The sequence below is a fragment of the Sodalis praecaptivus genome, from assembly GCF_000517425.1.
Taxonomy (GTDB): Bacteria; Pseudomonadota; Gammaproteobacteria; order Enterobacterales; family Enterobacteriaceae; genus Sodalis_A; species Sodalis_A praecaptivus.
This window is the reverse complement of the sequence record NZ_CP006570.1, coordinates 107,647-121,944: the sequence shown is the minus strand read 5'-3', so window position 1 is coordinate 121,944 and position 14,298 is coordinate 107,647. Positions and strand designations below refer to the sequence as shown.

Genomic DNA, 14,298 nt, shown 5'->3' with positions numbered 1-14,298 from the left:
TGTTGCGGTCGCCTGCCGCCCGTGGCCGGCAGTCATCGTCAGCGGCAGCTTCACGTCGCTATGGCGTGTTGGCTAAGTAAGCTGATATCCCGCGCCGGGGGATTACCAAACATACGTGCATATTCGCGGCTGAACTGTGACGGGCTTTCATAACCCACCTTCCAGGCGGCGCCGGCGACATCCATTTGCCGCGACAGCATCAATGCCCGCGCCTCGATCAGGCGCAGGGATTTTTGATACTGCAGCGGGCTCATCGCCGTCACGCTTTTAAAATGGGCATGAAAAGTGGAAACGCTCATATCCGCCATCTGCGCCAGCGCAGCAATGGACAATGGCTGGTCAAAGTGAGTCTTAAGCGTTGTGATAACCCGAGCGATACGGTTAAGGATACTGCCGTTAAGTGCCAGTTGCGCGACCTGCCGACCGTCCTCTCCCGCCAGCACGCGGTAGAGGATTTCACGCAGGGTCTGCGCCGCCAGAATCGGAATATCCTCCGGCGTGTTAAATAAGCGGGCTAAACGGACTATTCCATCTATGAGAGGCTCATCGCTGCGACCGATAAAGAGACCGCGCGGTGGCTTTGTCACCGTTTCACCAAGATGGGGGGCCTGCAGTAAAATATCGGCGATTTGCTGCGGGTCGATATCCATTCTCAGCAACAAATAGGGTGAGCGGGGCGTAGCGGCGGTTATCAGATTTATCATCGGCAAATCAATTGACACCATCAGGTATTGACCGGGCCGATAACGGTAGATGGCCTGGCCGAGCATTACCTGCTTACTGCCCTGGGCGATAAAGCACAGACAGGGCCGATAGACGCTGGGTAACGGCACATCAGCGCTACTGGCCCTGAACAGGGTGACGCCGGCGACCGGCGTGCTGTGCTCCCCGTCCACGATGGCATGCTGAGCAAGCAGCGCCGCCAGTTCATCTTCTGGTGTCATTCGTTACCTCGGTGCCGTCTTCCATTTCCGCGAGTGTAGCGTAGTTTTGGGCAAAGTCGTGAGGAGATATCCGCCAAATAAGGCAACTATCATCGTCGTCTGAAAGAATAACTCAGAGGATCAGGCAGAAATCTCGGCGCTCCAGGCATTCCGCATACAGGCCGCTGGCGTTACTCTTTCGCTCGTCCTTCATCAACCGCGAAGGCCCTTTGTCACTACATTGAGGAGAGCTTCATGAGTAAAATAGCTATCATCACCGGCGCCAGCCGAGGCCTGGGTAAAAGCATGGCGCTGAATCTGGCGGATAAAGGCCGCGATATCATTCTAACCTATCGCAGCCAGCAAGAACCTGCGCAGGCGGTGGTGCGCGAGATTGAACAAAAGGGGCGTAAGGCCGTCGCGCTTCGGTTGGACGTCCAACGGGCGGACAGCTTCGACGAATTTGCGGCGCGGGTGCGTCAAGCGCTAAGCGAGACGTTTCAACGCGATAACTACGACATCCTCATCAACAATGCCGGCACCGGGTTATTCGCCAGCTTTATGGAAACCCGTGAAGACGACTTTATGCAAATGATGAACGAACACATCAAAGCGCCGTTCTTCTTGTCACAAAAGTTGTTGCCGCTGATGCAAGACGGCGGAAGGGTACTTAATGTCTCGTCTGGTTTGACACGCGTTTCCTATCCCGGATTCGCCGCCTACAGCATCATGAAGATGGCGGTGGAGGCGCTGACGCTGTATATGGCCCGCGAGTTAGGTCCGCGGGGTATCACGGTGAATACTCTTGCCCCCGGCGCCATAGCAACTGATTTTGCCGGCGGCGCGGTGCGAGATACCCCAGGGCTGAACGATGAGTTCGCCCGAATGACCGCCTTGGGACGGGTGGGCATAGCGCAGGATATTGGCGGTGCTGTGGCGGCGCTGCTCGAGGATGGCGCGGGCTGGGTCAACGCCCAGCGGATTGAGATTTCCGGCGGGCAAAACATCTAAGCCTGTCCCCCTAGCAAAACGCCTACGCTGGACGTTGGGCATGACACACGTCTGATCACAGGCCAGGTCTTACTGCCCTGGCCTGTGCGGGCGCCCTTAATCGGTAAAGACGCCCTGCCGCCGAGGGCGGCGGCGCACGTTAGGCGATGAGCGCGTTGATCGCCAGCACCATCAGCAGGCCAACCACCGAGTTAATCAACTCCAGCAGGCCCCAGGTTTTGAAAGTGTCTTTCATCGATATACCAAAGGTTTCCTTAAACAGCAGGAAACCGCCATCGTACATCAGCGTAATGGTATTGCTGCCGCAGGCCACCGCCAGGCACATCAATGCGGGGTTAAGGTTGAAGGCCCCAATCATTGGCGCGACAATCCCGGCGGAGGTAATGGCGGCCACCGCGCCCTGCCCCGTCAGAATTCGGATAATAGCGGTAATAACCCAGGCGACGATAAAAGGCGACAGGCTGGCGCTACCCACCACATGCACAATACTGTCGCCAACACCGGAGTCGATAATCACCTGTTTTAATATACCGCCGGCGCTGATGACGAAGAGTACATTGGCGATTTTAGCAATCGCATCGGTCACGCAATGGGTAATACCTTCGCTGGTCATACCGCGCCGTACCCCCAGCAGACCTATTGCCACCAGCGTGGCCAACAGCATACTTATCTCGGCGCTCCCGAGGAAATCGCAAATTTTCGCCGCTTCCGATTGTTTGCCCATCAGGGTTTTTATCAGTGAGGATGCAATCATCAACACCGCGGGGATAAGCGGCACCAGAATGCTGGCGCCAAACGACGGGAGATCCTGTGAGGCTTTTTCCTCGACGGGTTTCATAAGCGAATTAAGCGGAATAGCTTTGATACCGGGCAACAGCCGCGGCAGTAACACGCCCGCGCAAAATAAGGCCGGGATAATCACCAGGATCCCGTACAGATAAACCTGAACGATATCGGCATGGAAGGCGGTGATAAGCGCCACCGGCCCGGGCTGCGGCGGAAAAAGGCTGTGCCCCATGGTGGCACCCACGACCGTCGGCACTACCAGTTTCATATAAGGGATATCGGCTTTCTTGGCAATATTGAGTACCAACGGCATGGCAATCAAAAACGCCACTTCATAAAACATCGCGATGCCAAAAATCACGCCGATAAACATCAAGCCGACGGACAAAAAGCGCGTGCCGCAGCGCCGAATTACCGTATCGGCTATTTGCTGGCTGGCGCCGGATTCGGTCATGAACTTACCGATAATGGCGCCGAATATGATGATAAGCGCCAGGTGGCCCATGATACTGCCAAGCCCCTCTTGCACCACTCCTATTACTTTATCAATCGGGATTTGCTCCATGATCGCCACAAAGATACCGGCAATCAGCAGAGAAAAAATATTATGGAGTTTATATTTCAGGTTCAAGACCACCAGGATGGCGATCCCCACCAAAACCCAAAACAATGACAGCAATGGCGACATAGGTTTCTCCAAACAACATTCAACAGCGCCCGCGGCGATCTAGACGCGTGCGCATTCCTGCCGCTGCGACAGGCCTATTCAATGCATTTATCGGACGAGAGTGGTGCGTCCCAAAGCAGAAACATGCTTTGGGACGTAGCGGGCGGGATTACCGTTTTTGCAGGGCTTCCCACAGGCCCAACAGATAGTTGGTGCCGACGGCGCGGTCGTACAGACCATAACCCGGGCGGCCGGTTTCGCCCCAGATGAAGCGTCCATGGTCAGAACGGATATAACCATCGAATCCGTTGTCGTACAACGCTTTCATCACCTGATACATATCCAGTGAACCGCAGCGCGACAGGTGGGCCGATTCATAAAAATCCTTATCCTGAATCAGTTTGATATTGCGTACGTGGGCGAAATGAATGCGTTTACGTCGCGTGAATTCAGCCAATATTTGATAAACATCATTGGCAGGATCTTCGGCTATCGACCCGGTACACAAGGTAATGCCGTTGGCTTCAGAATCGACGACTTGGCAAATCCAGTCAAGATCATCACGGTTTTTCACAACCCGCGGCAGACCAAAGATGGAATATGGCGGATCATCGGGATGGATAGCCATTTTAACACCGACTTCTTCACACACCGGAATAACCGCTTGCAGAAAATACGCCAGGTTTTCGCGCAAACGGTCGTCATCGACGCCGTCATACTTGGCAAACAGCTGCTGGACCTGCGCCAACCGTTCCGGCTCCCAGCCGGGCAGCGCAAAACCATTGGCGTTGTCCAAAACCTCTTTCACCACCTCTTCCAGACTTTTGTCGATGCCTTTTTTCTCAAACGCCATCGTCACGGAGCCATCGGGCAGCACATAGTTCATCTCGGTTTTCATCCAGTCGAAAACCGGCATAAAGTTATAGCAAATCACTTTCACGCCGAATTCCGCCAAATGCCGAATGGTCTGCTGGTAATTAGCGATATACCGGTCGCGGCTGGGCAAGCCAATTTTAATATCATCGTGAATATTGACGCTTTCGATGACCTCCATCGTCAAACCCGCCTGATGGGCTTGATCCACGAGCGCCCGAATTTTGTCTTTGGGCCATGTCTCTCCGACCGGAACGTCATATAATGCCCCAACCACCCCTTCTACCCCCGGCACCTGACGGATGTACTCTAAGGGGATTTTGTCCTGTTCAGGCCCAAACCAGCGCATTGTCATCTGCATGACGATATTTACCTTTTTCGGTTGATTTCTAGACTGCCATACTAGTATATAAAATAGCGCAATCGGTTCAATCAATAAATGATCCAGGTCACAGAAATGACCGCTGATAGCATGCCGATGAATCTGTGCGGGCGGGTAGCAGGGTGTAGAACGAAACGGGCGAGTCAGAAACACCGGTAGCGGGCTTAAGGCGTGACAGCAGCGTCGGGAGACCGGCGCAACGCTTCAGGTGATGTATAACGGCAAACACCGATCGTGTCGCGCCCGCGTAATATAGGGCGACATGACACGGGTATCATACGCGCGGCACGCGCGTCCCATTGGGTGATGTGACGCGGGTAGGGGCATAGTACCCGCGTCAATAGGCTATAATGATGCGGGTATCACGGGCGTGGAGCGACACCCTACCTTTAGGCGGCTTTCACCGCGCTGATTTTCTTTTTGCCTGCGTCGCCATCATGCCGAGGTTCGCTCTGGACATCCGCCGTACTGGCGGTGGTAGAAGCAGGAGAATCGTTGCCTACAGTGGGAATGCTGCTGGTACGCAGAATATGCTGAACGATATCTTTATGTTCCGCTAAAAATAGCCCCAGATTTTCAGCCTGCGCCTCATCGAGTGACAGCGAGCTATGCGCTAGCCAGTCGGCGAAGACATCTGCCATATCAAGCATTTTGTCGTAAGCGTCGGCTTCCTTTTTACTGGCAAATGTCATTTTTTCTTCACCCTTTCTTACGACGACAAACTTAGTTTCAACCGCCATAGCCACTCCCCTGATACTGTTTTTATATACAGTATAACAGATGCCTTTGACCGGCGTCTAGGCCTGCGCGATCATTTCTGCGAGCATCATCATTCAAGACGGCTGAGCATTACGGGAGGGCAATACCAACTGCCCCCCTCTTCATTATGACGTCTCGTCAGACACTCATTCACACATCATTATCGCGCGACGCCGCCATCATTGATTTTCCGCCGCGCCACCCGTCTGATGCAAGGTAGCCCACACGTCCTCTTATAGACCATAATGCGCTTTCCCTCACGACATTCCCCCGATTGCTAGTGAGGTCCCACAGGCGGGTATACGCCTATTTAACCTTGCTTTCAACGGCAAAAACAGCTGATGTTAATGGATGCTAACAAACCGGTTGGTCGGTGTTATTATAAAAGGGAGGTATTTTCAGTAAGCAGAAGAGGTCTTCTTGATAGCGGGAAATTTTGTTAGTTAAAACCTTGCAATATTGGTGAAAATGCTTAGCGTTTAATTCTATAAAGTCATGTCTCTCAGCTGCAGATAATGAGAGACCCAAAGTTTGTTCAATTTTGGTAAAATTGAGATCATCACAAATTTTTACCATCATGACATCTCCTTTCAAGCCTTCAAGTTGTTCGAGAGAAAAAGAGGTTGTCATCAGCTCCTGTGTCAGAAAATCTTGTGTTTTGGCATTATCGGGGTCATGCTTAATCCAGTGACAGAAATACAGGTCGGCGTCGCTTAACTTTATACTCTTAAATATACCAAAGTTTGCAAAGGAATATTCCTTTTTCAGCCTATTTTGAGATGTAAACATAATTTTTTCCGGACACGTCCCGCTATCCATGGTTGTTTTAGCGGCCTCAGCAGCTGGAAATGTTAGGGGATCGTATAGCAACGCCGTGAAATCGAACAACGTCACCAAATGAGTGACGCCGCGCTTTGCGGCAGTCAACATGCGGTCAATCCCTTCTCTAGAAAGCGCTGCGCATGACCGATAATGAACGTTGACTATATTGGATGACTTTACTACCTTCACCTCGGCTTTTAACGCTGGGCAAGCGGTTTTTTCGTATGTTTGTACCCTGTGCGGAATACAGGTTTTATTTGTACTTAACGCATAAATCAACTTTGTTTGTAATCGCTGGTCCTCTCTAAAGTCCGTTAAAACTGGCGGATCTTTCGTGATAACGTTAAGACGGGTATTTTGCAGGGGCGTGTTGCCCCGTTGTATCGCACTCGTTCTTTTGTTACTGCTATTCTGAACTGCGCTGAGTAAAGCGATAACTTGTAGCAAGGCATACGCATTCATTCTTTTCTCATAATTATCATGATAAAGCCCTGGTTCCCTTGATAGGAGTATTAATTTTTCATTTTGCGTTTTTTGGTTATCGCGCGTGAAACATGTTCCTCCCGCGTGCAACCCTATTCTCTCACGATGTTGTTGATATGATTGCACAATCTTTGGCATAAAATTTCTCCCTTTTTTTTTAGCCTATTAAGGTGTTTTTATGCATAAGCCCTGATGACTCGGCCTATCATCTCAGGTAAAACTATTGAGTTCACCTCACCCTCCCTTTCATCTCGCCTATTTCCTTTCGCGAATACATAGCAAGTGAATATTGATAATTCCGAACGATTGAAACTAACATGTCACACAGTAATGAGGTTTTTGAAGCGATCAAAATACCCCAAAAATCCAACGATTTTAATATACACGCGTTTCATGACTCTTTACCCCGCTGCGCGCATCACGAATTTCATAGTTTAAATAATGTCATAAGAGTTACATCTTAAGAAGAGACAACGGATAAAAGCAAGATGAGGTATCACGCTGCGGAATTGCCCCTGCGTGGTATGTGCATCATTGGACTGTTAACGAAGGGGATGACCTTGAATTGATAAACATTGATTGACAGAATTATGGCGAATGCAAAGCCGGTTACGTTTAATTATCTAGGCTAGGGGGTACTCCTGGTTGAAAACCATTGCCGCTTTGGCGTCCGTATCACGGATAGACGCCTTATTTTCATTTTAAACTACCTTCGCTCTAGCGAGAGAAATGATCGATTCTGCGTTTATTACGGAAAGTTATTGACGGGAAAGCATATCCAACTCTTCATCCGTCAAGCCAGTAGCAAGTTTCACCACCGCACGTTCAACGCCATTGACAATAAGCTGATGAGCGATCTTCAACGTTGCGCAATGTTCGCCCTCCTGATGACCTTCCGCTTTGCCAAGTTGCATACCTTTTTGCATACCCTGCTGCATGCCTCTTCGCTCGCCTTCCTGGCGAAGTTGCTCTGCTATTGTCATCACATCCTCCTGATAATCACCGGCCCGCTCCGCCATCGTCTGCCAAACTGGCCAGCAGCCGGCGTGCCGGCGTATTGCCCTATATCACAACACAGACTTTACCCGGTTCATTTGCATGTATACCGGACCCTTACATGAGGCTATAGTCTGGGAGCGTTGCGGTTAGGGCGAATGCATAATCGCACTCGCCTTGCGAGGGTTAGTCGTGGCCACCTAACCTTTAATGTCCTGATGTTTCAAACAGACCTGAGCGTGGGGACAATCAACTCATCGCTCTGAATACCGCTTAAACCCATCTATCGCATTTCCGATCTGCAAAAGAAGAGCGTTATTGATGGGTTAGCGTGTCCAGCTCCACGTCGGTCAAGCCGGTCGACAATTTGACCACGGCATGATCTATACCGTTGGCGATAAGCTGACGGGCAATCTTCAACGACGCGCTATGTTCACCCTCCTGACGACCTTCCGTTTTGCCAAGCTGAATGCCCTGTTGCATGCCTTGTTGCAGGCCCTGCTGCATGCCTTGTTGCAGGCCTCTTCGCTCACCTTCCTGGCGCAATTGCTCTGCTATTGTCATCACGTCCTCCTGATAATCACCGGCCTGCTCCGCCATCATCTGCAGAAACTGTCCGGCAGCCGGCGTATTGCCCTGCATCACAATATAGTACATCAGGCTGCGAAACTGCTCCTTCGGCAGCGACCACTCCTTCACCAAGCGGGCAATATCTTGGACCATCTCCAGCATATCCCGCGTGCGTATATGCTTTTGCACCAGCTCCAGCAATGCCACCCGTCGGTGGGTCAGTATTTCATCATCCGTCAGCGCCGTGACATCCACCAGCGGGAACGCCTGACCATAAACCCATTCTGCCAGCACGGGGTCGGCAAAGCAATCCAGCCAGCGCATGCTGTACGGATAGGGCGATGTCCGCCCGTGATAAAACAGTAACGGCACCACCACCGGCAACCGATCGTTGCCCTGTTCGAGATGTCGCTGCATCGCCGCCAGACTGTAACGCAGCAGACGGTGCGGCATCAGCTTTTCCGGACGCGATTGATGCTCGATAAGGCAGTAGATGTAACTGGTCCCCGCGCTTGTCTGGACTTGGTACAGCATATCGGACAGCTGATGGCGCAAGTCCGCTTCCACAAAACTGCCGGGCGCCATCGCCAGCGTGCTCAAATCGCAGCGCGCGCGGATGGCCGACGGCAGATGAATCTCCATAAAATCCCGTGCCACCTCGATATCCCCGAGGAATTTCTTAAACATGGCGTCATGATGGGACAGTGAATGCGACATGCAACCTCCCTGTTAAACCGGGCGGTATCATAGCGCCTGTCGTTGCCGGCAGCTATAGCGCATCAATTTAAGGGTATGGCTAACTCATTAGCTTGGCCAGAATGAAAACATTGCCGGTTTGGCTAAGCGCTCAATTACACATGATCAGGCCGGCGGCCATACTTCGTTTATGCTTATAAAAGCAATACTCCCCTACAGAACAGATCGGTTTAAAATTTATTTCATCACGATCGCTGATTATACGGTAGCAGAAAGCTGAGGCAGTAAGTTATACCACAAAGGATAGCCATTCGACCCAGAGAAAGGCGAGGGCAACGTACGCACAAGAAGTTTTTTTAACATATCAGAAGTGTTCCAAATGTAGACTAATGAGTAGAACAAACATAAACGTCATAGCAATTGATTGATGACTATAGTGAAACCATCCTAAAGGCGGGGCATTTTAATAATCCCAAAACATATTCAACATCATATTCTTTAATACCCTCCATTGTAAACACTTTGCTAAGACTTATAAAAAATCAAATTATTTTACTCAGAAAGTACTCAACCGAAAATACACTTTTTAAATGCATAAGGACATTGCCATGTTAGAAACGACCCGTTCATCATACCGCCATTCTGATCTGATAGAGCCGCATGATGTTTGCCAAGACGAAATTTATTATGATTGCTTAGATTATAGTGATTTTCCCCCACCTAATGACATGCCGAACGAGGCGCTCACGACAACTATTCTACAAGCCAGCCAAGTCGCCTTAAGTGAAGACGGCCGCCGATGTCTTGTTCATTTATTTTCGGCGCTGGCAGAGCAACATCAATCCCGATTGCTGCAAGTTCTATCTTCCAGTGCTTTTTTAGGATTGCCGATTGAAATTGCCTCTTTAGCACATTGCCTTTACACAGCGGTCATGGAGGGTAAGCGTATCCCTGCGCTGATAGCAGGAACTTTAACGTGCGCGGTCAAATATGGGTTGGAGGAATGTAACACTCTAATGTTGTTGGCTAATTACCTTAAGCAATGTCTTCATGAGGCGCTGGGCGCCGACTTGGCTGATACGCTGTTTAACTCAGACAGGCCACAAGAAGAAGTTTGTCCGAGCATTTTGGCATTAAGTAGTTGTGCGTTAGCGCTCTATCTCTGCCAGGGCCTTTCCGGTTCTACGCCAGCTCCCCAACGGCTTTATCTGCGGCTACCCACTGCTCTGGTGACTATTTTTTGCCAGGCGCAGATCTACTGCGGCATGTTATCTGCCATCGCCCAACGCGCATCAAAATGCCTTCCCTCACAGCGCCTCCTCACGCAATGCGCCAAAAAAACGCTATCCGGTGCTTCTGTTAACCGCGGTAACGCCATATCGCTGTCGTGGATAGGGGCGTTAAAAAAAAAGCTGGTAGCGAACCCGACGCCCTTGAATGAGCAGAGGGCACCTGCCCCGCATAGGCCAGCAGTAGCCAGCAGCGGTGTCCGTACAATCAATTACTTTACTTCCGCAGCGCTGTTACCAGCTGTTATCCCGCTATCCATTAGCTCGCTTTCCTGGCCTAAAAAAGTTTTATGGTCCGCTGTGGCGATGAATTGTTGGGCAACAGCTTATCAAGGCAGGCAGTATCTTTTACGCAATACACCAAATCGTAACCCGCGTTCAAAGCCATTGACGACTCTCGATTCTGCCGTCTTGCGCTTGCGGCATGAGTTCGCTGAGGAGCATATCGCCGAGCCTTTTTCTCGCCTTTATTTTAATTCTTTATTGAATCGTGCAAGCCAGCGATCCGCTATCATAGGATGTCCCAAATGCACTTATGAATCCTTTGTTAATGAGGTGTATTATCAAACGATAGATGAAATCAATTTCATTCAGACATTAAGATACACCACTCACATCCCCCTCCCCGACTTTCTGCAAACCCTGTATAACATACATCATGATATGCAGCGCGTGTGGGCTCCACTGAATAAAGTGAATTATTCCGTCAATAAGGATAAATACACCTTTAATGAAAGTTACCTACGCAATACCACCCGCTTCACTGAATTGGAATCAAGATCTCGCAGTGTATTACTGCATTACGACTTACCAGCAGTTAAAAAACAGATTCTTGCGCTGGCATTCTATAAAGGGGAAGAAAAACGTAGCGATATTCTCATTCCAATGGAGTTCTGCCGACAGATATACCCTGAATTATCAATTGCATTGACCAAAAACAGCCCTGTCGCACAAAGTATAATCGATTACCTGACGGACACGCTTCACCGAGAATTATTCGAGTTTCAGAATGCATATCATAAAGAAAATAAAAATGTCATGGATTTCCATTATGCCAACCAAAGAGAGATATACCTCACCTTCAATGACAACGACCGTTACAACGTTATAGCAACGCCTCTAATGGCGATGCTGGTTTATAAAAGGGTTCTTCCAGCACTGGAATACCTCCAGACCAAAGGTACATCGGGTAAACCCAGTTTGCCCCTATGGGCCCTAGAACATCTCATTGACGCACTGATACAAGGCGCTGGTCCCCTGCCGATTCAAATAAAATTTCCTCGCATAGCGGTGGGACAACAACCCAGCAACGAAACCGATTCAATGTTAACGATGACCAAATATATGGTGTCTCAGGGCTCGCCAGTGACCCGATCTATCCCGATGCCCGCTGCAACAACGCCTGCTCCGGCTACTGCAACCCACAACCAACCCGGTCCCCTCCTGGCAGGTTTGACTCTAGCAGGCCTGGCAGCGGTGGCCACAATCTATGGTTACAAAGCTGCTTTTGGTCTGAAAACGCCTTCCATTGTCATTTTTGGCGGAGCCGTTACCGGAACAACAACCGGAGCGGTAACCGCGCTATGCACCAACGATATGGGCGTCATCGGTCTTGCCGCCTTTAATACCGGCTTGTTAAGTGGGCCAGTGCTTGGCGATGTGTTGAAAGGGAGAATTAAGCCAGGCAGGCAAAAAAGAGAGTCTACTTATCCAGAGCTTCAGGAAACTCTTTTTCCACGTCGTAACGAGGCGACACGCGCCGCACTGCCCTCCCTACAGCAAAACTGCCCATTGATAACAGACACACAGCGGGTCACAATGCCTGGACGCCATCCTTTTCATTATGTGCAACAATTGCTGGAGCCCTCCACATCCAAAGCCTTATTCTTTGGAAATCAGAGCGCTATTGCAGATCCTCAATACGCCTTTATGAACCCGTCCATTGGCTTAGCACATCAATACCTGGGTCAACTGGGTGAGATATTTGAAAGACTGATGGGGAAATTTATTGAGAATCCTGCGGACTTCAGGCTACACGTGAGGGAATGTTTGCAAACGGTTCTTGGTAATCAGAATGAGGAGATACTGAGCCGAGCAGAAGACCAATTGATGAGTTATTGTCAGCGTGGACACCGGTTCCTCAGCTGGTCTCGCTCGGTAAATTACACAAATATCGTGATTGCTTCGACTCTTCCTACCGACACCAATCCTTTATGCCTGCATAAGCGTGCAGGGGTTAATATCAGGCAATTACCCATGGTCTATGGCGCACAATTGCATGATCTTAAAGGATTAGTCTTTATTGTTGATGCGTTGGCATGCCATCCGCATCGGGAGCAAACTGCTGCTTTCCCCCAACGAATAAACCGAATTCTGGAAGATATATTACGAGCCACGTTACAAACGAGTTCGGTGCTAAGCAACTTTATTCCGCTGGCACCGGACAGTCTGGCGTCATTACCCGACAATAATACCTATCCGTATGCAATGACACATAGCCTAACCAGCCTGAATAACCATAGCAGCCTTTTCGAGCTTATCAGTGACTATACAACCTTACATAACTCAGCTTTACCCAATGATCTCAATGCATTTCTCGCGCAGCAGCCAGGCTTAAAAGCCAATATTATCATGAATAACGTTGATCATGTGGCTATGATGCTCAAAGAACTGTTTATTATAGAGTTTACAAAATCCTCAACCAGGGTCGGGCGATAATTTCAATTATTCTGCGTTGCGTCGAAGGTGTAGCAACCTAACTGTATTGGATCATGACAGTAGGCTTAAACCGGTTGATTTGCATCCACACCGGCCCCATACACATAAGGACATATTCTGGCAGCAGACGTTAAGGGCGAACGCATCAGGGCGCATGCTTTGCGAGGCTTAGTCGTGGCCACCTAACCTGGAATGTCCTGATTTTTCAAACAGACCTGAGCGTGGGGACAGCCTACTCATCGTTCTGAATACCGTTTAAACCCTTCTATCGCATTTCCGATCTGAAAAAGAAAAGCATTATTGATGGGCTAGCGTGTCCAGCTCAATGTCGGTCAAGCCGGTCGACAATTTGACCACGGCATGATCTATACCGTTGGCGATAAGCTGACGGGCAATCTTCAACGACGCGCTATGTTCACCCTCCTGACGACCTTCCGTTTTGCCAAGCTGGATGCCTTGCTTGCAGGCCTCTTCGCTCACCTTCCTGGCGCAATTGCTCTGCTATTGTCATCACGTCCTCCTGATAATCACCGGCCTGCTCCGCCATCATCTGCAGAAACTGTCCGGCAGCCGGCGTATTGCCCTGCATCACAATATAGTACATCAGGCTGCGAAACTGCTCCTTCGGCAGCGACCACTCCTTCACCAAGCGGGCAATATCTTGGACCATCTCCAGCATATCCCGCGTGCGTATATGCTTTTGCACCAGCTCCAGCAATGCCACCCGTCGGTGGGTCAGTATTTCATCATCCGTCAGCGCCGTGACATCCACCAGCGGGAACGCCTGACCATAAACCCATTCTGCCAGCACGGGGTCGGCAAAGCAATCCAGCCAGCGCATGCTGCACGGATAGGGCGATGTCCGCCCGTGATAAAACAGTAACGGCACCACCACCGGCAACCGATCGTTGCCCTGTTCGAGATGTCGCTGCATCGCCGCCAGACTGTAACGCAGCAGACGGGGCGGCATCAGCTTTTCCGGACGCGATTGATGCTCGATAAGGCAGTAGATGTAACTGGTCCCCGCGCTTGTCTGGACTTGGTACAGCATATCGGACAGCTGATGGCGCAAGTCCGCTTCCACAAAACTGCCGGGCGCCATCGCCAGCGTGCTCAAATCGCAGCGCGCGCGGATGGCCGACGGCAGATGAATCTCCATAAAATCCCGCGCCACCTCGATATCCCCGAGGAATTTTTTGAACATGGCGTCATGATGGGACAGTGAATGCGACATGCAACCTCCCTGTTAAACCGGGCGGTATCATAGCGCCTGCCGTTGCCGGCAGCTATAGCGCATCGACTAACGATAACACGCCCGCTTTA

At 50.4% G+C, this 14,298-nt stretch carries 9 protein-coding genes and 1 pseudogene; 2 read left to right on the top strand and 8 right to left on the bottom strand.

Going from position 1 to position 14,298, the window contains the following annotated elements; genetic code table 11:
* Positions 1–50: 50 nt before the first annotated feature.
* Positions 51–944 (bottom strand): AraC family transcriptional regulator, encoded by an 894-nt coding sequence (locus SANT_RS21450; RefSeq protein ID WP_025424274.1) that lies wholly within the window; start codon positions 942–944, stop codon positions 51–53.
* Positions 945–1,178: 234 nt separating this feature from the next.
* Here SANT_RS21450 and SANT_RS21445 point away from each other — a divergent pair, with 234 nt between their 5' ends.
* Entirely contained in the window at positions 1,179–1,934 is a 756-nt protein-coding gene (locus SANT_RS21445; RefSeq protein ID WP_025424273.1) for an SDR family NAD(P)-dependent oxidoreductase, read from the top strand.
* Between the two features lie 139 nt (positions 1,935–2,073).
* Here the strand turns inward: SANT_RS21445 and SANT_RS21440 are convergent, their stop codons facing one another.
* The 6 genes from SANT_RS21440 to SANT_RS21415 form a co-directional block, all read right to left on the bottom strand.
* Positions 2,074–3,408 carry a gluconate:H+ symporter gene (locus tag SANT_RS21440; RefSeq protein WP_025424272.1) on the bottom strand — a complete coding sequence of 445 codons (1,335 nt, stop codon included), beginning with the start codon at positions 3,406–3,408 and terminating at the stop codon, positions 2,074–2,076.
* Positions 3,409–3,556: 148 nt separating this feature from the next.
* Entirely contained in the window at positions 3,557–4,621 is a 1,065-nt protein-coding gene (gene uxuA, locus SANT_RS21435) for a mannonate dehydratase (RefSeq protein ID WP_025424271.1), read from the bottom strand.
* Positions 4,622–5,031: 410 nt separating this feature from the next.
* Complete coding sequence (locus SANT_RS21430; protein WP_025424270.1) at positions 5,032–5,382, bottom strand: YebG family protein; 351 nt, start codon at positions 5,380–5,382, stop codon at positions 5,032–5,034.
* A 373-nt stretch (positions 5,383–5,755) separates the two neighbouring features.
* Complete coding sequence (locus tag SANT_RS21425) at positions 5,756–6,844, bottom strand: hypothetical protein (protein ID WP_025424269.1); 1,089 nt, start codon at positions 6,842–6,844, stop codon at positions 5,756–5,758.
* A gap of 620 nt (positions 6,845–7,464) precedes the next feature.
* Positions 7,465–7,692: a hypothetical protein gene (locus tag SANT_RS21420; RefSeq protein ID WP_148296374.1), complete on the bottom strand. Its 228-nt coding sequence runs from the start codon at positions 7,690–7,692 to the stop codon at positions 7,465–7,467.
* A 325-nt stretch (positions 7,693–8,017) separates the two neighbouring features.
* Positions 8,018–8,989 carry an Rpn family recombination-promoting nuclease/putative transposase gene (locus SANT_RS21415; protein WP_025424267.1) on the bottom strand — a complete coding sequence of 324 codons (972 nt, stop codon included), beginning with the start codon at positions 8,987–8,989 and terminating at the stop codon, positions 8,018–8,020.
* 587 nt (positions 8,990–9,576) lie between these two features.
* On the opposite strand from SANT_RS21415, the gene SANT_RS24365 reads away from it, so the two are divergent.
* Positions 9,577–12,975: a hypothetical protein gene (locus SANT_RS24365; protein ID WP_148296373.1), complete on the top strand. Its 3,399-nt coding sequence runs from the start codon at positions 9,577–9,579 to the stop codon at positions 12,973–12,975.
* A gap of 297 nt (positions 12,976–13,272) precedes the next feature.
* Here the strand turns inward: SANT_RS24365 and SANT_RS21405 are convergent.
* Positions 13,273–14,209: pseudogene (locus SANT_RS21405) on the bottom strand (Rpn family recombination-promoting nuclease/putative transposase).
* Positions 14,210–14,298: the final 89 nt, after the last annotated feature.

Excerpts from the sequence above, each read along its gene's own strand:
- SANT_RS21450 (WP_025424274.1), bottom strand. The coding sequence starts at position 944 with ATGACACCAGAAGATGAACTGGCGGCGCTGCTTGCTCAGCATGCCATC.
- SANT_RS21445 (WP_025424273.1), top strand. The coding sequence starts at position 1,179 with ATGAGTAAAATAGCTATCATCACCGGCGCCAGCCGAGGCCTGGGTAAA.
- SANT_RS21440 (WP_025424272.1), bottom strand. The coding sequence starts at position 3,408 with ATGTCGCCATTGCTGTCATTGTTTTGGGTTTTGGTGGGGATCGCCATC.
- uxuA (WP_025424271.1), bottom strand. The coding sequence starts at position 4,621 with ATGCAGATGACAATGCGCTGGTTTGGGCCTGAACAGGACAAAATCCCC.
- SANT_RS21430 (WP_025424270.1), bottom strand. The coding sequence starts at position 5,382 with ATGGCGGTTGAAACTAAGTTTGTCGTCGTAAGAAAGGGTGAAGAAAAA.
- SANT_RS21425 (WP_025424269.1), bottom strand. The coding sequence starts at position 6,844 with ATGCCAAAGATTGTGCAATCATATCAACAACATCGTGAGAGAATAGGG.
- SANT_RS21415 (WP_025424267.1), bottom strand. The coding sequence starts at position 8,989 with ATGTCGCATTCACTGTCCCATCATGACGCCATGTTTAAGAAATTCCTC.
- SANT_RS24365 (WP_148296373.1), top strand. The coding sequence starts at position 9,577 with ATGTTAGAAACGACCCGTTCATCATACCGCCATTCTGATCTGATAGAG.